Source organism: Rhizobium sp. 1399 (assembly GCF_031455475.1).
GTDB lineage: Bacteria > Pseudomonadota > Alphaproteobacteria > Rhizobiales > Rhizobiaceae > Rhizobium.
The window spans coordinates 1-19,700 of the sequence record NZ_JAVDSU010000027.1 but is presented as its reverse complement, the minus strand read 5'-3'; the positions used below and the strand labels follow the sequence as shown (position 1 = coordinate 19,700).

Below are 19,700 nucleotides of genomic sequence, written 5' to 3'. Positions count from 1 at the left end.
AATACGCGGTTAGCGGTCGAAGAAATTCTGCCAAGTCTTCTCGCCAATAAGGCAGTCCGTTGTAGGCTGGTTCGTCGCAATTTTTCGGACCCGTGCTGGCGGTTCGAGCTCGCTGATTTCCCAGATCAGCTTCCTGCGGACGGCAACGGCAAAATCCTCGATCTTATGGACAGGCAAGACGAACGAGCCCGGGCCGCCGATCACGCAGTCGCCGTAATATTTGTCGAGTCCCTCGGGCACATCGGATGGTCGCAGCATGATGGCCAGTCCGTTGATGACGATGCCCGCCTCCAGAGCCGCATCCCGTGCAGGTGTGACGGGATCGCCGGAATTGTTGGGACCATCACCGGAAACGTCGATCACCTCGCGATGACCCTTGTAGGGGCTCGCGGCAAGCATCGATGCGCCTTGAACGATCGCTGCGGATATGGATGTACGGCGCTGGGTAGCAATCGGCCGCGCTTCCAGTTTGTCGGCAAAATCCAGCGCATCTTTTTCCGTCTCGATCACCTGCCAGTCGATGACGGAACCGGGCACGACATAGCCGGCCCATTCGAAATAGCTGACAGCGATCCGCCCGGTCAGGCCTCCTTTCACGGCGTCGAGGAACTCCTTGTGCCGCAACGCCTCTACATAGCCCTCGCGCTGGATGCGGACCTCTTCGTAATCCATCGAGCGGGACGTATCGACGGCTAGCACCAGCTCGACATCGACTTCGTTTTGGCCTGATAGCGCGATCGTGGCGGCAGCGCCGGACAGGCTCGCGAGCATCGCAAGTGTTGTCAGCATCATCACTTCCCATCACTGCGTTATGCCGAGAACTCTAACATAATAGCTTGGCGCGACGGCGAGTGCTGCCAGAGTGCATCCTGTCAATTTTCGGTGATGGTGGGTGCAATCGAACGAACGGGCAGCATTTGAAGAGTCGTGTCTTCGCGATCAGCTTCACCACTTGTGAAGAACTCACAGCCATTCTGCGGGACACTTGGCGATTCGCCCAGCAATGACGGAGATAGCATGCCGCTTCTGCAGTTTCCCGCCGACCGACGCACAGCCGATATCAGGCGCTGCGCCGAGGCCCTTCAGAACCTTCACGGCGAGGCCGCCAACCGCTTCTGGCGGTCGGAGATGGCCGGGTTCGCGGCCAATTTAAGAGAACAGGGCTGCAGCGATCACGAACTCTCGCGGCAGGCCGCCCTGTTCATGGATGCGGTACAGATGGAGCTTCAGGTCGTCTACGCCGCAGCGGCAGAGCGATAGAAAAAGCATTATTTGGGGAAGCGGTTGTAGAAGGATTGCGGGTCGTAAACGCACTCGTAATCGAGCACGCACATTTCCCCGTTGGCTGCGCGCAGTCTGGCCACGCTGTATTTATCGCCCAACCGGCATCGTGCAGGCGGATATCGGAAGCTTCGGCCTCCGATGCCCATGCGAACAAAAACGGCCTTTTTCTGCTGGATAATCTGCGCGAGCTCGCGGCAAGAATGGTCGCGCGCATTGACCTCCACGGCGTCGAGAGCAGAGGCAGCCGTGGGGAGCAAGAGGGCAACCGCTAAAATCAAACTTCTCATAAGACCTCCTGATGCGGGCGGGTTACCAGCAACGCTTGCGGCTTCAATCGCAACAGCAGCGCTGATGTCGCGCGATAAAGATGGGATTTGGGCGGATGACAAACCAGATCGATCCATCCACATTGAAGACGTACTGGCTTCAGATCTTGCCGCGCGTGGCAAAGACCAGCGTCTTCAATTGCTCCTCGTCATGCACGCCCTGACGGTAGAGTTCGATGATGATCGCGGCCGAACGGGCCACATCTTCGTCGTCATCGGCAAGCCCGAACTCGACCTTCAGCACATCCAGCACATTCTGGCATGTGGCGAGGTCATCCGATGTCAGCGCTTCGTCTCGAGGTTTGATGTAACGGTTGATCATGATGCACTCGCTTGTTGGGTCTGACATTTCCCATAACAGACGTTATTATCGCGCTTCGATCGACAGCGACAGATATCCGGCGTCGAAGCCGGCGATCTTCTGCAGCTTGTCCCAGTCGAGAATGGTAATCACCCTCCCCTCCCAGGTGAAAGCCTTTTCCTTCCTCAGCGATTGCAGCGTCTTGTTGAGGTGAACCAGCGAAACGCCGAGAACATCAGCCATGGCATTCTGCGTCAGCGGTAGCTGGAAGCTTGACCCGTTCGTCCTGCGCACCGTGCGCAACCGGACATAGAGCTCGCAGATAAGATGGGCGATATGCGCCTTCTTTGAACGGCGGCCCATGGTAACAATCCATTCGCGGTGCACCGCCCCGTCGACCAGAGTATCGAGCCATAGCAGGCGTGTCAGATGCGGATTGGTCTCGGTTATCGCCTTCAGCTCCTGGTGATCCACCGAAGCAACACGGCAATTTGAAATTGCGATAATGCCGTGGTCCATCACCTTCAGCGGAAAGGCATGAAGATCGACGAAATCGCCGGCGACCTGCAATGCAGTGATCTGCCGGGTGCCGTCTTCCAGAACCTTATATCTGGCTGCAAACCCATCGAGGAGCAGCGTGGAATGATTGGGCCGGCTTCCTTCGGAGACGAGGTCTTCGCCTGCTGCCACGGACCTTTCGCGGCCGACGATGGAGCGTAGGAGCTCGATCTCCGCCGTAGAGAGCACATCATGACTTTCGAGATTGAGGAGGAGAGGCTCGATCACGAACGGCTCTCCCTGTTTCGGGCGAAAGCTGAAAAATGATGACTTCCTAACAAAATAGGCGAATGGAACAATTTGGACGGCCGGCACTTCATGATGAAATATTCTAATAGTGTGAGCAGATGGCCCGATACTTTTTTGACCTTCACAATGGTGACGGCCCGATCCGGGACAATGAGGGAACGGAACTTGCTTCGCGAGCCGAGGTGCTCAGGGAGATGGCACGAATCCTGGTCGATATCGCACGTGATGAACTGCCAGCCGGAGAGAGAACCATCATATCGTTGACGGTCCGGTCCGAACAGCGGCCCATATCCGTCGCGAGTCTCGCTTTTTCGAACGAATGGCTGGATTGATTCCACCCCAAGCGAAGCCGGGTGGCCGGTAAATAATTGATCGAACGTGACAAACTCGTGCCCCCTGACATGACATGCAAGACCGTGCATGCGGCGGGACCATAGCTGGCAGTCTATTTGCCAGCATTTAAATTTGACACAACCGGGCTGTCGCTTCGAGATGTCTGCGGAACGGCTTGGCATGTCCTTCGACCGAACGCGGTGGACTGGATTATCTCCCGCGGCGCACCAAGATTTGAGAGGTTATTCTCGGATGCCGCCGACCTTGTGTACGGCAAGGCCGAGCTCAAGAGGGAAGGTTGATGTCTGCGACTTGCTTCACCGCGGAGCGATGGATTCGACCGCCGGCACCGCACCGTTCGGCAGCACATAGACCGAGCGCGGATGCTTCAATCCCGTCGCCAGCACACCTTGATCTGCAGGCCATGGGCGACCTTCGGCGTGTCGCCTCCGTCCATCCATGCGGCGTTTTGACCGGAACCGAAGCCGATGATCCGGCGTTGGTTTCAGGTTTTCAAAATGAAAGACATTGCCGTGCCCCAGAACCAGCGCGCCGCCGCCGGGCAAGATCAGCCCTCCGATCCCGCAAGAGACGAAGCCCCGACCAAGGAGGTCGAAAAGAACACGGAAGCCGAGAAGCGCCCTTCCGTGATCCGCCGCCATCCAATGGCGACCCTGCTCATCGTTCTCGCGCTGATTGTTCTTGCTGTCGCCGGCTATTTCATCTGGCTCATCTATTTCCATCCCTATGAGACGACGGACGACGCCTTCGTCGATGCTCGCAGCTTCTCCGTCGCCGCCAAAGTGTCAGGCTACGTCGCGGACGTTCCTGTCTCCGATAACAAGCATGTCGACGCCGGCGCAGTCATCGCCAAGATCGATCCTCGCGACTACCAGATCGCACTGGATCAGGCGCACGGCCAGGACGATGTCGCAAAGGCAGCGATTTCCAGCGCCGAAGCGCAGATTGCCGCCGCAGCCGCAGCGATCGACGAGGCCAAGGCGCAGCAGACCTCGGCAGAAGCCGCCCTTCAGTATGCGCAGGACGAAAACGACCGGCAGCAGCAACTGGTGAAAAGCGGCGCCGGCTCAGAGCAGGCCGCACAGCAGGCAGCGTCCACGTTGAGGCAGGACAGGGCGAGTACCGCTCAGGCGCAGGCAAGCGTCACCTCGGCCATCAAGAACAAGGCAGCCGCCGAAGCACAACGAGCAAGCGCCGTCGCCAGTCTGCATCAGGCGGAAGCTGAGGTCGAAGCGGCCGAACAGAACCTCAGCTACACGACGATCACGGCGGCGCAGCCCGGCCGTGTCGTAAAGCTCAGCGGCTCGAAAGGGCAATATGTCCAGGCTGGACAGGCAGTCTCCATGTTCGTGCCCGACGAGATCTGGGTGACGGCCAATTTCAAGGAAACCCAGCTGACGGACATGCGGCCGGGCCAACCTGTCGATGTGACGATCGACGCCTATCCGGATCATGTCCTTCGTGGCCGGGTCGATTCCGTCCAGCCCGGATCGGGCACCGCCTTTTCACTGCTTCCAGCTGAAAACGCCACCGGCAACTATGTGAAGGTCATACAGCGTGTGCCGGTCAAGATCGTCGTCGACAACTGGCCGAAGGATGTGGCGATCGGTCCCGGCATGTCCGTAGTGCCGACGGTAACCGTGCGTCCGAGGAACTGACATGAGTGATGCCATAACAGCGGATGGCACGCCGGCATCCGGTGCCAGGGTTGCCAATCCGTGGCTGATCGCGCTGGTCGTTTCGCTCGCGACCTTCATGGAGGTCCTGGATACGACGATTGCCAATGTGGCACTGCGCTACATCTCCGGCGGTCTTGCCGTCAGCGCCGACGAAGCTTCATGGGTCGTCACGACCTATCTCGTTTCCAACGCCATCATTCTCGTCGCCAGCAGCTTCATTGCCAAACGTTACGGGAGACGACGCTTCTACCTTCTGTGCCTTGCGACCTTCACCATTGCCTCTCTCTGCTGCGGCCTTGCGTGGAACCTGGAATCCCTGCTGATTTTCCGCATGATCCAGGGTTTTGCGGGCGGCGGCATGGTGCCGATCTCCCAATCGATCCTCGCCGATTCCTTCCCGCCATCGAAGCGCAGCCAGGCTTTTGCCCTGTTCGGCGTCGCCGTGGTCGTCGCTCCCGTGGTCGGCCCGACGCTCGGCGGCTACCTCTCTGACAATTTCTCCTGGCACTGGTGCTTCCTGATCAACGGACCGGTCGGCCTTTTCGCCTTCATCCTCGTCTACTTTCTCGTGGACGAACCGGATTCACTGCGCCAGGAACGCGCACGGATGCGCCGGCAAGGCGTGCGTTTCGATATTGTCGGCTTCCTGCTGGTCGCGACCTTTCTGGGCGCACTCGAACTGGTTCTCGACCGTGGCCAGACGGAAGACTGGTTCGGCTCGAACTTCATCATTGCCGCCACGGCAATCTGCATCGCAGCTTTTCTTCTTGCGATCCCATGGCTGATGAAAACGGCCAATCCTGTCGTCGACTTGCGCTTGCTGGCAGGCCGACAATTCGGTTCCTGTTTCATCGTCATGCTGGCGACGGGCGCGATCCTGATCGCCACGACCCAGTTCATCCCGCAGGTCCTGCAACAGAATTTCGGTTATACGGCGACCTGGGCTGGCCTTGCGCTTTCGCCCGGCGGCCTGGTAACAATGTTCATGATGTTCGTGGCGGGACGGATCTCCAACAAGTTCCAGCCGAAATATCTGATCGCCATCGGCACGGCTATCATTGCAGCCGCCATGTATGACATGACGCGGCTCAATGCCGATCTGAACTTCGGCTTTTTCGTCTGGTCGCGCATCTATCTCGGCCTCGGCCTGCCGCTGATCTTCATCCCGATGACTGCAGCCTCCTATGATGGCCTGAGGCCCGACCAGACAGACCAGGCATCGGCCCTCATCAATGCAGCGCGAAACACTGGTGGTTCGATCGGCGTTGCGATCGCCTCAAACGTGCTCGCCCACCGGGAACAGTGGCATCAGAGCCGGCTGGTCGAGCACATCATCCCCTCCGATCCCACCTACAACCACACCCTGCAGGGCGCGACCCAGTATTTTGCCCATAGAGGAACTGGAGCGATCGATGCCCAATCGCAGGCTATGGCCTGGATCGGCCAGCAGGTGCAGACCCAGGCGAGCTATCTCGCCTATATCGACGTTTTCCACACACTGATGTGGCTATCGCTCGCAGTTCTGCCGCTCGCCTTCATCCTGCGCAAGATCGACCTTGGTGAGGGTTCGGGCCATCAGGGCGGACACTGATCTGCCTGGTGTCAGCAACTTCTTGTATATCCCCTAATCTGGGGGTTCATTCGAATCGTTGCATGTACTATGTTTGCGACGTGATGTTCACACGAGACAGGTACTGATGACCCCAGAAATGTCCGGCTTTGAATGCACCCGCGGCAATGCCGTTTCCGGCAAGCTCAAGCTTTCAAGCAAACTGCCCTACTTTATCGTCGCAGGACTTGCTGTGGCCGTATGGGCAAACTCCGACGAACGACCGCACGATACAGAGGTGGCAGCCAAGCAAGCGGCGCCGGCTTCGCTCGCTCGATAAGCACGACAATAGCTCGGCCGACGATAATGGCGGCCGAGAATATGGCAATCAGATCTATCCCTGATAAGTCATGGTCGCGCGGTGTCCCGCATTAGGCTGCTGCGGGAACCAATCAGTTCGAAACCAGATCTCAAATTCTGACGCCGCTCGTCTCGTCAAAGAGATGTACCTGCGTCGGATCGACGGTGACGCCGATCGCCTGGCCCGGCTGAACCGATCCCCTGCCCGTTTCGACGATCGTCATTTCGGGTGTCGTCGCAGCAGTGATGAAGGTCGAGGAACCCGTGGATTCGACGACCGCGACAGGAACGTCAAAGCTCCCCTGCCCCTGATTGGTGATGCCGATATGCTCCGGACGGATGCCGGCGGTGACCCTGCGACCTGGCTGGATCTGATGGTCGATGGCGATCTGTGGCCTGAGCGCGCCGAGATCGAGCGTCAGGCTTTTTCCATCCTCGCCGGCAATCGCCGGAATGAAGTTCATCGCGGGCGAGCCGATGAAACCGGCAACGAATTTGTTGGCAGGCTTGTCGTAAAGGTCGAGCGGCCTGCCCTGCTGCTCGATGATACCATCGCGCATGACGACGACATGATCGGCCATGGTCATCGCCTCGATCTGGTCATGCGTCACATAAACCGAGGTCGCATGCAGACGATCGTGCAGCGCGCGGATCTCCTTGCGCATATGGACGCGCAGGGCCGCATCGAGATTGGATAGCGGCTCATCGAAGAGGAAAGCCTTCGGGTGGCGGATGATGGCGCGGCTCATGGCGACGCGCTGGCGCTGGCCGCCGGAGAGCTCACGCGGATAGCGCTTCAGCAGATGCGAAAGGCCTGTGGTTGCCGCGACCTCCTCGGCTGCCTTCTTCGCCTCCGCCTTTGCAACGCCACGCATGCGCAGGCTGTAGGTGAGGTTTTCCTCAACGGTCATATGCGGATAGAGCGCATAGGACTGGAATACCATGGCGACATCGCGTTTACGCGGCGGCACTCCGTTCATCAGCTCGCCGGCAATCTTCAGGCTGCCATCGGAAATGGTTTCCAGCCCGGCGAGCGAACGCAGCAGGGTCGACTTGCCGCAGCCGGAAGGGCCAACGAGCGCGACGAAAGTGCCCTTGGCGATGGACAGGTCGATATTCTTCAGGGCATGGAAGGCGCCGTAGTGTTTGTTGACGCCGGCAAGCTCGATCTGAGGGGTCATTTGAGGGCTCCCGAAGTGAGGCCGGATACGATGCGGCGCTGCAAAAGAACGAAGATGGCAAGGATCGGCGTTACATACATCGTGGCGTAGGCCATGATGTTGTTCCATTCATTGGTGTTCGGTCCCATGAAGGAGTTGAGCCCGACGCTCGCCGGCTGAAGCTCGGCCGCCTGGATCATCGACTTGGAATAGACGAACTCACCAAAGGCCTGCATGAAGATGAGAATGGCGCTAACCAGAATGCCGTTGCGGGCAAGCGGCAGTACGATGTTGAAGAAGGCGCCGACACGTGAATTGCCGTCGACGAGGGCAGCCTCTTCGAGCTCCATCGGAACCGCCATGAAGGTGGCCCTCACCAGCACCACGAAGAACGGCATGCTCTTTGCGGCAATGGCGATGATGACGGCAAGCCTTGGATAGTTCAGCATGCCGATCTGAGAGAAGCCGACGAAGATCGGCGTGATCATCAGCGAAGCCGGCAGAACCTGCAGCATGAGGATCAGGAAGAGGCCGATATCCACCCAGACATTGCGATAGCGCGCCAGCACATAGGAACAGCCGACTCCGAGCACGGTGATGATGACGACCGCGCCGATCGCAATCACCAGCGAGTTCCAGAGATAGAGCCCCATGCTCCGGCTTTCCCAGACATAGGCATAGGTGCTCCATTGCGGCGAGGCCGGCCAGAAGCTCGGGGGTGTGGCGAACATCTCCGAGCCGCTTTTCAGCGCGGTGATGTACATCCAATAGAGCGGGAAAAGATAGATCGCCGCCATGATGATGGCGATCACGAGCATCAGGCGATTGCGTGCAGCCTCGCTCATCCGCGCACCTCATGGCGGGTTGAGCGGACGTAGACGACAGAGGCGAACATCACGAAGACGATCATGATGACGGAAATGGTCGCGCCCTTGGCGAAATCATATTGGCGGAAAGACAAATCCCAGGCCCAGTATTGCGTGACGTTGGAGGAGTTGTTCGGCCCGCCTGAAGTGATGGCGGCAAAGAGATCGAACTGCTGCAGCGTGAAGATCAGGCCGAGCGCGATGATGGCGCCGATTGTCGAGCGCATCATCGGCAGCGTGATCGTCCAGAAGCGCTGCCAGGCCGTGGCGCCATCAAGTTCGGCAGCCTCGTAGAGATCGCCTGGAATGCCGGAGAGACCGACGGACAGCAGGATCATATTGAAGGACGTGCCAAGCCAGATATTGGCGATGATGACGGCGTAGAGCGAATAATGCGGGTCCGAGCGCCAGAAGATGTTGCCGGAGATGATGCCGCTTTCCTTCAGGATGAAGTTCAGCACGCCGAAATCGCCCGAGAGGATCCAGTTCCAGATCGCACCGACGACAAGTCCGGGCATGACCCAGGAGACGAGGAAGAGACCGCGCAGCCAGGATGCGCCGGGGAAATTGACCCAGAAGAACAGCGCCAGGCCGAAGCCGATCAGGAACTGGCCGGCGATCGAGCCGACGACGAAGATCGCCGTATTGTAGAGGATCGGCAGCGTTTCCGGCTGCGCGAAAAGATCCGTGTAATTCTTGAGGCCCACCCAGGGGCGCGAGAAGGTGCCGAGACTGAACATGTCAACCTCCTGGAAGCTCATCACCACGTTGTAGATGAGCGGCAGACCTGCCATCAGAAACAGAAAGCCAAGCGGAAAGGCGACAAGCACGATATCGAAACCGCGGCCATCTCTGACGCTGGAAAGGATCCTTCTCATGGGTCCTCCGATGCTCCGAACGGGGCTGCCTGGCGCTTTCGCGGGAGACAGCCCCTGCCGGGAGGAAAAGGGTGGGATGGCCGGTGGCCATCCGGTGATGCGGATATTAGCCGAGCACTGCCTTGATCTTGTCGGCAGCCTGATCAAGCGCGTCCTTCGGGCTCATCTGGCCGGTGAGTGCAGCCTGGATGGCGTCCTGGATCGCCTTGGAGATCTTCGGCCACTGCGGATGCGGACCGCGGGGCTTGGCGTATTTCAGCTGCTCGAGGAAGACCTTGAGGGCAGCATCCTTCAGCGGCTGGCCGGTTTCCGGGATGGAGATGTCGGAACGGGCCGGCAGCTGGCCGAAGTTCTTGAACATCTTGTCGTCCTGCGAGGCGAAATATTCGAGTGCCTTGAAGGCTTCAGCCGGATGCTTGCTGGTCGAGAAGATCGCCCAGTTGAAGTCGCCCATTGCCGAAGAGCGCTCTGCACCTTCCTTCGGAACCGGCAGCAGCGTTACGCCCCAATCGAACTTGGCTTCCTGAACCATGCGGTCCAGCTCCCAGGGACCGGAGATCACCATGGCGGCATTGCCGGAATTGAACGTGCCGGTCGAATCCCACTGGCCGCGGGTCAGCGTATCAGGCGAGGCAAGCTTCTCGTCCATGATCGTCTTCCAGACTTCGAGCGCCTTGACCGCACCATCGGCATTGATGTGCTCGTAGCTGCCGCCGCCCATCTGCGCCCAGGGCAGGAACTGGAAGGTGCCTTCCTCATTTGCCTTTGCCGAGAAGGCAAGACCATAGACGTTCTTGGCCGGATCGGTCAGCTTGCGAGCATCCTCGACAAGTTCGTCCCAGGTCTGCGGCGGCTTGTTCGGATCGAGGCCCTTCGCCTTGAACATGTCCTTGTTGTAGTAGAGCGCGATCGTGTTCGTCGCCTTCGGCACGCCGAAATATTTGCCGTCCCACTCGACCGACTTCAGTGGTCCGGGGAAATAGTTCTCAGGCTTGATGACCTTCGAATTCTTGATCATGTCGGTGATATCGAGGAAGGCACCGCGAGACGAAAACAGCGCATGCTCAGGATTGTCGACGGCGATGATATCGGGCGCTTGGCCGGTGGCATAGGCGCGCATCGCTTCGGTGACGACGTCATCGAACTGGATCAGGCGATATTCGATGGTGATGCCGTTATGCTGGTCGTTGAATTCCTTGACCAGGTTCGGCGCCGGTTGGGTGTCCTTGTCCAGCGACCAGAGCGTCAGCTTGACGTCTTCCGCCTTGGCAGACAGGCCGAAGAGCGAGACGCCTGCGAGCGCCAGCGCGCCCAGAATTACGGATTTACGGATAGCCATGATTCTCCTCCTTTGTGGTTATCCATTAAAGTGGCCGGCGATTTCCTCCACGCCGACCATATTCACTCACACCGGATCGACGACGAAATCGCCGCCCCGGGCATGTTTCAGATGGTTCAGTGCATAGACCTGACCGGTCATTTCCAGGGCGTCGCGATAGACCGGGTCATGCCAGCCTTCGATATCGATGGAGCCGGACCAGCCGGCAAGCCGCAGTTCGGAAATGATGTCTGTCCAGTTGCTGTCGCCGAAGCCCGGCGTGCGCATGAAGACGAACTTTTCCTTGCCGAAGATGCCGTGTTCCTTGATCACATCCCAGCGGATGGTCGCATCCTTGCCGTGGACATGGAAGATCTTGCTCGCCCATTTGCGGATCTGTGGCAGCGGCTCGATCAGATAGACCATCTGATGGCACGGCTCCCATTCCAGGCCGATATTGTCGTCGGGCGTCGCGTTGAAGATCAGCTCCCAGGCATCGGGATTATGGGCAATGTTCCAGTCGCCGGTCGCCCAGTTGCCATCCATTGCGCAATTTTCGAAGGCGATCTTGATCCCCTTGTCGGCGGCGCGCTTGGCGAGTTCGCTCCAGACCTGCTTGTAACGCGGCAGGCTCTCAGTCAGCGGCTTGTTGCGGATACGACCGGTGAAGCCGGCAACGCAAGTGGCGCCGAAGTGATGAGCGTTGTCGATGCAGTCCTTCCAGCCCTGCAGCGTCTGCAGGTCTATCTCGGTTTCTTCGAGCGGATTGCCGAACATGCCGAGTGTTGAAATCGTGATGTCGCGATCGCCGATCGCCTCCACGCTGCGCTTACCGAGTTCGGCGAGATTCTGGCCGTTGGTGGTCTGCCAGAAGAAGGGCTCGAAGCTTTCGAAACCCATATCGGCGATCTGGGCAATGCGCTTGTCGGCGCCGCCCTTGGAGGCGCTGACCATGGTACCGATGCGAATGGCTTTGGCGGGGTTGCTCACGTCATCTATCCTTATGCTCAAATTTCAACCCGACGCCCCGTCTTGGCACTCTCGATCGCGCCGAAGACCATGGCGAGGCTTCTGATATTGTCGGAACTGACTGTCTCCGGCCGCTTGCCGGTGCGGATCGCCTCGACGAAGCTGGCGATTACGCTGGCATGACCGTGGGTTTCTTCAGCACGCTCAGGTGCGGGAACCTCGACGGATGAAAAACCATGAAGCAGACCGGGCTCGTTGCCTGAAACGGCGGCCTTGAAGCCATCCTCACCGTCCCAGGTCAGCATGCCCTTTGAGCCGACGATCCGCCATTGGCTTTCCCAGCTCGTGCGTTCGCCTTCGGCACACCAGGAGCCGCGATAGGTGAAGACCACATCGTCAGAGAATTCGAAGGTGGCATTGGCCGAGGCGCCGTGCCGGTACCAGGACCCTTTGGGGTTACGCTCAACACAGTAGACGGCGAGCGGCTTCTTGCCGGCCACGTAGCGGGCGGCATCGAAAGTGTGGATCGCCATGTCGAGCAGTAGGACATTGTCCATCTCTTCACGGAAGCCGCCAAAATGGGGAGCGATGAAGAAGTCACAATGAATGCCGGTCAGTTCGCCGATTGCACCGCTTTCGACGAAGCGACGCAGGCGGCGCACACCGGAAATGAAGCGACGGTTCTGAATGATCGCATGGATCTTGCCAGTTTCGGCGGCGAGATCGATGAGTGCTGCGCCTTCGGCAAGCGAAGTCGCCATTGGCTTTTCGCTCAGCACGTGGCAACCGGCCTTCATTGCCGTTGACACGACATTGAAACGTGCGGTCGGGACAACGACGTCCAAGACGATATCCGCCTTGGTTTCGGCGATGACGGCAGCAAGATCAGTGCCGACGCGAGCCGTGCTCAAGCCGAACTCCTCGGCAAGTTTTTCGGCAGCAGCGGGATTGACGTCGACGAGGCCGACGACCTCGATTGCCTCGGCAAGATCAGGCGTTTCCTTGATAGCACGCAGCCAGCCTTTAGACATAGCTCCGCACCCGCACAGAACGGCATTCAATTTCACGATTTCCTCCAGCGGTGCGCTTCAGATTCCTCCCGAAACGCCTTCCGTAAACGTTTACGATACTAAGCGGAAACGTTTGCTGCTGTCAATGCCAGCGCATTTCGACAAAATGCTGCGAAAAATCGCAATGCGAACGGGCGCTTAGGCAAAACCTTCGGCAATGCAGCAACAAGATTTTTTTCGGAGCGTGCAAAAATACATCCCGCCTCCATGGCAAATGCTTTCCGTAAACGTTTTCCCATGGCAATAAGATGAGATGATCGCATCGCAAGAAAGATCGCTCAGATGAAGGGTATCCGCCAGCTCGCAGAACATCTCGATATATCGATCGGGACGGTTTCGCGTGCGCTGAACGGCAAGGCCGATGTCAACGAGGAGACACGCAAGCGGGTGTTGGCTGCCGCCGAAGAATTCGGTTACGTCGCCAATCAATCCGGCCGCAGCCTTCGTCAGGGAACGACCAACGTCATCGGCCTGATGATTGAATCCAGCAAGGAGACGGTCGAAAACAGCGACAACTTCTTCCTCGGCGTCACCGGCGGGCTACAGAGCGTGCTCTCGCGACATAAGCTCGATCTCGTCATGCTCCCCTGCCCCAGCGACGAAGACCCCTACGAATATCTGAAGCGCATGGTGGCGCGCCGTGTCGTCGATGCCATGATTATCTCTGCAACTCAACGCATCGACAAACGTATCGATCTGCTCATCAAAACGAAAATTCCCTTCGTCGCACTCGGTCGCAGCTCTTCCGGCGGCGGTAACTTCACCTGGATCGACCTTGATTTCGAAGGCGTCGCGACCTGCGCCGTCGATCGGCTCGTGGCCAAGGGGCATCGCCGCATCGCGATTGCCGCACCGTCAGGCGAAATCAATCTCGGGTATGTCTTCGTGGACGCCTATCGAAAGGCTCTGGAAAAGCATGGGATCAGATATGATCCGGAGCTGGTGATCCGCGTAAAATCAAGCGAACAGGGCGGCTACCAGGCTGGCGACGAGTTGCTGCTGATAGAAGACAAACCGACGGCCATCATCCTGATTTATGAACTGATGGCGATCGGCCTCTATCGCCGCCTGGTCGAAGCCGGCATCGTTCCGGGCCGCGATCTCGCCGTCATCGGCTTTCGCGAGGAACCTCGCGCCAAGTTCCTGCAGCCGACGCTCACCTGCTTCCGGATGTCGCTGCGCGACCTTGGTGCAGCGCTCGCCGAAACCTTGCTTTCCAGTATGCCTGCCTATTCGGAGATCCACCGCAGTGGTGCGCGCAACCGGATCTGGCCGCTGGAGCTTGTGCCCGGGGAAAGTGATGCTTTTTTCAGAGAACCTGAAATGTGACGCAAGGTGCGTCACTCTATCCATGTTCTCAATGAGAGACGAACGACTCCGCTCAAAACCACCTATGCCGCCGGTTTCGTCTGCGCCGGCAGATTTCAATCAAAGTTCGTAGCATACCCGCGGGTTGTCGCCCGACTGGATCATCAGCCAGCGCAGATCCGTATCCTTCCAGCCCTTGATCGCGTTTGAGCGGTTGTCGAGCACCAGATCGCCTTGATCGGCCTTGACGACGAGAACGCCTGATCAGAGCGGTGATGACCGGGCGGATTGCGCGGTTGACCGAGGCATCTGCAGCCCCAAGATATTGTTCGGCCAACCACGAAAGAAATCTGATCGCCAGCGCAGCCTTGCGGGGAAATTCACTGCTCGCGAAAAGTGTGGCTAATCTGATCCATCAGCGGTTTCGTCATGTAGGAAATAACGGAACGGTCAGCGACCTTGATGAAGACTTCTGCAGGCATGCCAGGATAAAGCGTCATGTTGGTGAGATTCCCGAGGCTAGCCGGCTCTGGCTTGATGCGGACGGGATAATACTCGGCGCCGCTACGCTGTTCCGTCACGACATCCGGCGAAATCGACACGACGTCGCCTTGCACTTCCGGCGTCGTCCGCTGGTCAAAAGCGCTGAAACGAATGTCAACCTTTTGGCCGAGCGTGAGCTGATCAATATCGCGCGTGGCAATCTTTGCCTCGATAGTGAGATCGCGCTGATCGGGCGCCAGCAGCATCAATACTTCACCGGGATTTACGACACCGCCGACGGTGTGGACGGTGAGCTGATAGATGCGGCCGCTCATCGGCGCGCGCAGCTCTAGCCGGTTCAACTGATCGACGGCAGCGATGCGGCGCTCCTGCATCTCTGAAATCTTGGCCTCGATGTCTGTCAGGTCCTTGGAATTCTCGGTTCTGCGATCTTCATCGAGCTGTAGAATCTGCAGATTGATCTCGGCAATCTTGCCTTCGGCCTGCGCACGCGACGCCAGGCGCTCACCGCGATTTCCATCGAGCTCGACACGCTGGCGCTTGAGGCTGTTGACCCGCTGCATGGTGACGATCTGCTGGTCGTAGAGCTTCCTGGCGGCATCATACTCCTGATCGACAAGTCGGGTGGCTTCGTCAATCGATGCGAGCTGCAGCGTTTCGCCCTGTATCTCCTCGGCAAGCTGTGCTTTGCGCTCTTCCAGCTGCTTGCGCATGCCGATAAGCGAGGATTGGCGGGCGTTGAAGAGCTGCAACTCACCGTCTATCAGGCTCTTGCTGGCGGTGATATCGACGCCATCGGCGGCAATGTCATTCGCGGAGAACTCCGTCGCGCCGATGCGTTCGGCCTGCAGGCGGGCACGTCGCACGTAAAGCTGGGCGAGATTGCTGTCGATGATAGCGAGATTGGCCCTAACGGATGCGCTGTCGAGACGCAGGAGAACATCGCCGGCCTGGACATGAGCCCCTTCCCTTGCCACCAATTCCGAGACGATGCCGCCTGTGAGATGCTGAACCTTCTTCACGTTCTGGTCGATAATGACCGTACCTTGCCCGACCACGGCATTGGAAAGCGCTGTCGAGGCGGCCCAACCGCCCATGCCGCCGACAAGTGCGACAGATAGCGCCCAGACGGAGAGGATATGACGGTTCAACGAGCGTTGCGATTGCATCGTCATCGGCTCTGCTCCGGACTTTCTCCAACGACCTTCAAAGACGCCTGTTTTGGCTGCTCGGTGAAATTGTCGGTGCGGGTAACCTTGGCAAGCACCAGGTCCTTCGGCCCAAAGGCCACAGCTTGGCCTTCCCCCATCGCCAGCACCAGATCGACGCTCGCAAGCGTGCTCGGCCGGTGGGCGACGACGATAACGATACCGCCGCGCAGACGAACGCTTGATATTGCGCCGGCCAGTGCCGTCTCGCCGTCCATGTCCAGGTTCGAATTCGGTTCGTCGAGAACGACGAGGAAAGGATCGCGGTAGAGCGCACGGGCAAGCGCAATACGTTGACGCTGACCGGCCGATAGCATGGATCCGCCCGACCCTATTTCTGTGTCGTACCCCTTCGACAGCCGCAGGATCAACTCATGGACACCCGCGTTGCGGGCTGCCGAAATAATTTCGTCTGCCTTCGCATCTTTGCGAAAGCGCGCAATATTTTCGGCAACGGTGCCGGCGAACAACTCCACATCCTGCGGCAGGTAACCGATGTGGGGTCCAAGCGAGGCATCGCCCCACTGATCGAGAGCAGCACCGTCAATGCGCACCGATCCCCGATATACTGGCCAAAGCCCTACCAAGGTCCGCACGAGCGAGGATTTGCCGGAAGCGCTCGGTCCGATAATGCCGAGTGCATTCCCGGCCCGCAGCGTGAAACTGATGTCCTTTACAATGAGCTCTTGCTTGCCTGGCGGACCGCTCGAAACAGCCTCTGCAGCAAGCTCATGAGAAGGCGACGGCAGGGCAAGCGGTGACATGGGCTCAGGCAGCAAGGCTAATATCCGGCGCAGCCGGCTCCAGGATTGCTGAGCGGCAACAAAGTTCTTCCAGTTTGCGATCGCCTGCTCGACCGGTGCCAATGCCCGCGATGTGAGAATCGAGGCGGCAATAATGATCCCGCCCGAAGCCATGTTTTCGATGACGAGCACGGCGCCGGCAGCAAGCACGCCCGACTGCAGCGCCATGCGGAAGATCTTCGAGACGATCGAATAACCGTTAACCGTGTCGGCATTGCTGCATTGGACATCGCGGTATGCATCGTTGCGCGCCAACCAGCGATCGGCGAACTCGTCCGCCATGCCCATAGCCTGAACAACCTCCGCATTGCGCTGAGCAGCGCTTGCCAGTGCGTTCCTTTCAGCCCCGAGTTCGTAGACCTGCCTGGCTGAAGACTGTGAGCTGCGGTTCGTCAGATAGGTCAGCATCGTCAAGATCAGCGCGCCACTGACGGTGATGATACCGATGACTGGATGGAACAGGAAGCAGATGCCGACATAGAGCGGCACCCAGGGCAAATCGAAAAAGGCCGAAGGACCGGGGCTGGACAGGAAGCCGCGAACCTGATCGAAATCCCGCAGCACGGAAAGCCCGTCGCCCGCCACCTGGCCCTTGAGGGGCGCTTTTAGGGTCGCCTTAAAGATGCGGCGGCTCATGACTTCGTCGAAGACACCCGATATACGAACGAGGATGCGCCCGCGCACGAGATCGAAGGCGCCTTGGAAAGCGTAGAGAAGCAGCGCTAGCAGCGCGAGCGCGATCAGCGACGGGATGCTGCGGCTCGGTATGATTCGGTCATAGACCTGCAGCATGAAAAAGGAGCTGGTGAGATAAAGAAGGTTGACCAGCGCGCTTGCGATAGCGACAGCGATCAAGCCGCCGCGGCTACGCCCGATCGCATCTGCGGCGAGGTTGTTCCCGCCCTTCCGATCCGGCGAGATGCCAAGTCCGTTCAAATGTCGAAGCTCCGTTAAACGCCCAGATCGAACTCTATGTGCGAATCAGGGCAAGAATTTGCGAAGGCTTTGGGTACTCACAGTATTGGTTAAGCAATCATCATCTCTTTGCGGCGCGCCTTGTACTGCACCTGTCTGACATCAAAACCTCGGCGCGAGCACCGTCCGCAATCGTCCGACCAGAAAGTGGGACTGAAAGCTGACGATAGGGCCGCGTAGGCTGCCCCGGCAGGATTTCGAGAATAGAGAGGTTCTCCCCATAATCGATCTTTATCTGCAGGCGATCGCTTTCGAGTTCCAAATGCCTGGGGATAAGCCTATAATCTCCTCTCGAAACGAGCGAGACGAGATCCAAGTCGGGCGACGCGTGCTCATGCTCCAGAGGCCCCCGCGCGCGTGTCCGGCGCTATTTTCGAAAAGAAAATATGCTCATCCTGCGCTCCTTGCAAAGATCTTCTCGAACCGGCCGCGCTTGTCGCCAGATCCGCCACGTGAGAAATTTGGCGGCAAGGCGGCGCCACTTCGAAAGTGCCTTCGCAAAGTGCGTTGCCTTGATCCACAAGGGTGATCGGAGCCCCGCCATTGGAAGAGCGCATGACGTCGATGCGCTCTGGAACGAGTTTCGCGCATTTCGCCGGTCGAAGGCGTCAGGCTCCGATCTCAGAGGAACAGGAAATCGTCGTGATGAAGCGCCGCCAGATTGGTAAGCGTTGCGATCTGTAGGGGCGCGTCACGCCCGCTTCCGTCTGCATCATAGAAAAGCTTTCCGGTCTTCTGATCGTAGATCAGGCGGTCGTTCGAATCCAAAGCCTTGGTGCCGAGTACGAAGTTTCCGGCGGAAAAATTCGCTGGATCGATGGCTGTGAAAATATCGTGATCGAGCACAATCTTGTCGCCGGCGCTCTCCGAGAAGTCCTCGATCTTGTCGATATTATTGTAGGCGCCGGGTTTGAAGTCGAAGACGAAGGTGTCGGCGCCCGCCCCGCCTCTCAGGACGTCGTTGCCGTTGCCGCCGATGAGTCGATCGTTCCCTGCGCCGCCAGTGAGCCAGTTGTATCCGTTATTGCCGGTCAGGACATTGTCTTCGGCGTTGCCCGTTGCAGTGATGGTCGTGGAGCCCGTGAGTGTGACATTTTCGATGGTGCCGCGTGCATTCGACAGATTGAAGGAAACCGAAGCGATCACGGTATCGATACCTCCCCCGTTGGTTTCGTCGACAGTATCTCCCATCGAATCCACTTTGTACGTGTCGTCGCCCCCTCCGCCCTTCATGCTGTCTGCGCCCGCGCCGCCATCCATGGCGTTGGCTCCGTAATTGCCGACGAGAATGTTGGCGAGTTGATTGCCAGTCGCGTTGATGTTGGCGTTGCCGGTCAGTGTCAGGTTCTCGATGGCGCCGATCGCATGGGCAGTATCCGCCAGGCTGAAGCTGATCGACGACATGACGGTATCGGTCCCGCCGCCGCGGCTTTCATCGACGATGTCGGTCGGGGAGGTGACCGTGAAGGTGTCGTCTCCGGTGCCGCCGTAGATGTGGCCGGGTTCCGGACGGGCGCCGGTGCCTGCGGCTATGTTGATAATGATAGGATGGTCGACAACGTCCAGGTTGAGGGAGGATATGTTGCTAAAGCTTTTGACGGGCGTATCGCCCGCCAGCGGATCGTAGACCTGCACCGTCCCGAAAGCTCCGCCCAGATTGAGGGTGACACCGGTCGCCGCCGCCTGGATCGCCTTGTCTGTCGTCTGGTTCCAGATATCGGGCTCGTTCCAGATGATGATCTGGTAGCTTCCATCGGATTTCGCCGTCAGATAGCTGCGCGCCGTGGACGGTAGTCCGTTGATGGAGTAGTTGAGCGTCCCCGGATTGAAAGTCGCCTGCGTCGCGCCGTCATCTTCGAGAATTTCGGTCAGATTGTGGATCGCCGTTGCTGCCGGCTTCGGCGTATAATCCAGGCGAAAGAGCCCGAAATGCTTTTCCTGGTCGGCGCCTCCCGGATCGGAATAGGCATCGAGAAGCTGG

General features: G+C 58.7%; 19 protein-coding genes and 1 pseudogene. 6 read left to right on the top strand and 14 right to left on the bottom strand.

The window, feature by feature from the left end; all coding sequences use genetic code 11:
• Positions 1–9: 9 nt before the first annotated feature.
• The gene (locus J2X71_RS37775) at positions 10–789 is read right to left on the bottom strand and encodes a DUF1194 domain-containing protein (RefSeq protein ID WP_310390532.1); all 780 of its coding nucleotides are present in this window, start codon (positions 787–789) and stop codon (positions 10–12) included.
• A gap of 228 nt (positions 790–1,017) precedes the next feature.
• On the opposite strand from J2X71_RS37775, the gene J2X71_RS37770 reads away from it, so the two are divergent.
• Complete coding sequence (locus J2X71_RS37770; RefSeq protein WP_025668238.1) at positions 1,018–1,260, top strand: DUF6074 family protein; 243 nt, start codon at positions 1,018–1,020, stop codon at positions 1,258–1,260.
• Between the two features lie 8 nt (positions 1,261–1,268).
• Here the strand turns inward: J2X71_RS37770 and J2X71_RS37765 are convergent, their stop codons facing one another.
• From J2X71_RS37765 to J2X71_RS37755, 3 genes are all read right to left on the bottom strand, one after another.
• The gene (locus tag J2X71_RS37765; RefSeq protein WP_310390521.1) at positions 1,269–1,571 is read right to left on the bottom strand and encodes a hypothetical protein; all 303 of its coding nucleotides are present in this window, start codon (positions 1,569–1,571) and stop codon (positions 1,269–1,271) included.
• 139 nt (positions 1,572–1,710) lie between these two features.
• Positions 1,711–1,932, bottom strand: a complete 222-nt coding sequence (locus J2X71_RS37760; protein ID WP_310390520.1) for a hypothetical protein — start codon at positions 1,930–1,932, stop codon at positions 1,711–1,713.
• Between the two features lie 45 nt (positions 1,933–1,977).
• On the bottom strand, positions 1,978–2,697 hold the full coding sequence (locus J2X71_RS37755) for a Crp/Fnr family transcriptional regulator (protein ID WP_310390519.1): 720 nt from the start codon (positions 2,695–2,697) through the stop codon (positions 1,978–1,980).
• 119 nt (positions 2,698–2,816) lie between these two features.
• Between J2X71_RS37755 and J2X71_RS37750 the strand changes: the two genes are divergently transcribed.
• The 4 genes from J2X71_RS37750 to J2X71_RS37735 all read left to right on the top strand — a co-directional run bounded on the left by J2X71_RS37750 (position 2,817) and on the right by J2X71_RS37735 (position 6,640).
• Positions 2,817–3,050, top strand: a complete 234-nt coding sequence (locus J2X71_RS37750) for a DUF6894 family protein (RefSeq protein ID WP_310390518.1) — start codon at positions 2,817–2,819, stop codon at positions 3,048–3,050.
• Positions 3,051–3,569: 519 nt separating this feature from the next.
• A complete protein-coding gene (locus J2X71_RS37745; protein WP_405049805.1) occupies positions 3,570–4,730 on the top strand; it encodes an HlyD family secretion protein in 1,161 nt (386 codons plus the stop codon).
• A gap of 1 nt (position 4,731) precedes the next feature.
• On the top strand, positions 4,732–6,342 hold the full coding sequence (locus J2X71_RS37740; protein WP_310390517.1) for a DHA2 family efflux MFS transporter permease subunit: 1,611 nt from the start codon (positions 4,732–4,734) through the stop codon (positions 6,340–6,342).
• A 106-nt stretch (positions 6,343–6,448) separates the two neighbouring features.
• On the top strand, positions 6,449–6,640 hold the full coding sequence (locus J2X71_RS37735) for a hypothetical protein (RefSeq protein ID WP_192730951.1): 192 nt from the start codon (positions 6,449–6,451) through the stop codon (positions 6,638–6,640).
• Positions 6,641–6,770: 130 nt separating this feature from the next.
• Here J2X71_RS37735 and J2X71_RS37730 read toward each other — a convergent pair whose 3' ends face one another.
• From J2X71_RS37730 to J2X71_RS37705, 6 genes are all read right to left on the bottom strand, one after another.
• Complete coding sequence (locus J2X71_RS37730; protein WP_310390516.1) at positions 6,771–7,841, bottom strand: ABC transporter ATP-binding protein; 1,071 nt, start codon at positions 7,839–7,841, stop codon at positions 6,771–6,773.
• The gene (locus tag J2X71_RS37725) at positions 7,838–8,665 is read right to left on the bottom strand and encodes a carbohydrate ABC transporter permease (RefSeq protein ID WP_310390515.1); all 828 of its coding nucleotides are present in this window, start codon (positions 8,663–8,665) and stop codon (positions 7,838–7,840) included. The genes J2X71_RS37730 and J2X71_RS37725 overlap by 4 nt, the downstream gene beginning before the upstream one ends.
• A complete protein-coding gene (locus J2X71_RS37720) occupies positions 8,662–9,564 on the bottom strand; it encodes a sugar ABC transporter permease (protein WP_310390514.1) in 903 nt (300 codons plus the stop codon). The genes J2X71_RS37725 and J2X71_RS37720 overlap by 4 nt, the downstream gene beginning before the upstream one ends.
• Before the next feature lie 106 nt (positions 9,565–9,670).
• Positions 9,671–10,903, bottom strand: coding sequence for a sugar ABC transporter substrate-binding protein (locus J2X71_RS37715; protein ID WP_310390513.1), 1,233 nt, complete (start codon positions 10,901–10,903; stop codon positions 9,671–9,673).
• A gap of 66 nt (positions 10,904–10,969) precedes the next feature.
• Positions 10,970–11,872, bottom strand: coding sequence for a sugar phosphate isomerase/epimerase (locus tag J2X71_RS37710; RefSeq protein ID WP_310390512.1), 903 nt, complete (start codon positions 11,870–11,872; stop codon positions 10,970–10,972).
• 17 nt (positions 11,873–11,889) lie between these two features.
• Entirely contained in the window at positions 11,890–12,918 is a 1,029-nt protein-coding gene (locus tag J2X71_RS37705; RefSeq protein WP_310390511.1) for a Gfo/Idh/MocA family oxidoreductase, read from the bottom strand.
• A 285-nt stretch (positions 12,919–13,203) separates the two neighbouring features.
• Between J2X71_RS37705 and J2X71_RS37700 the strand changes: the two genes are divergently transcribed.
• Positions 13,204–14,250: a substrate-binding domain-containing protein gene (locus tag J2X71_RS37700; RefSeq protein WP_310390510.1), complete on the top strand. Its 1,047-nt coding sequence runs from the start codon at positions 13,204–13,206 to the stop codon at positions 14,248–14,250.
• A 99-nt stretch (positions 14,251–14,349) separates the two neighbouring features.
• On the opposite strand, the pseudogene J2X71_RS37695 reads toward J2X71_RS37700, so the two are convergent.
• The 4 genes and pseudogenes from J2X71_RS37695 to J2X71_RS37680 all read right to left on the bottom strand — a co-directional run.
• Positions 14,350–14,487: pseudogene (locus J2X71_RS37695) on the bottom strand (transglutaminase-like cysteine peptidase); the annotation flags it as partial.
• Positions 14,488–14,609: 122 nt separating this feature from the next.
• Entirely contained in the window at positions 14,610–15,908 is a 1,299-nt protein-coding gene (locus tag J2X71_RS37690; protein ID WP_310390509.1) for an HlyD family type I secretion periplasmic adaptor subunit, read from the bottom strand.
• Positions 15,905–17,680: a type I secretion system permease/ATPase gene (locus tag J2X71_RS37685; protein WP_405049804.1), complete on the bottom strand. Its 1,776-nt coding sequence runs from the start codon at positions 17,678–17,680 to the stop codon at positions 15,905–15,907. The genes J2X71_RS37690 and J2X71_RS37685 overlap by 4 nt, the downstream gene beginning before the upstream one ends.
• Positions 17,681–18,340: 660 nt before the next feature.
• The coding region (locus tag J2X71_RS37680; RefSeq protein WP_310390508.1) for a calcium-binding protein at positions 18,341–19,700 on the bottom strand (1,360 nt) is incomplete at its 5' end.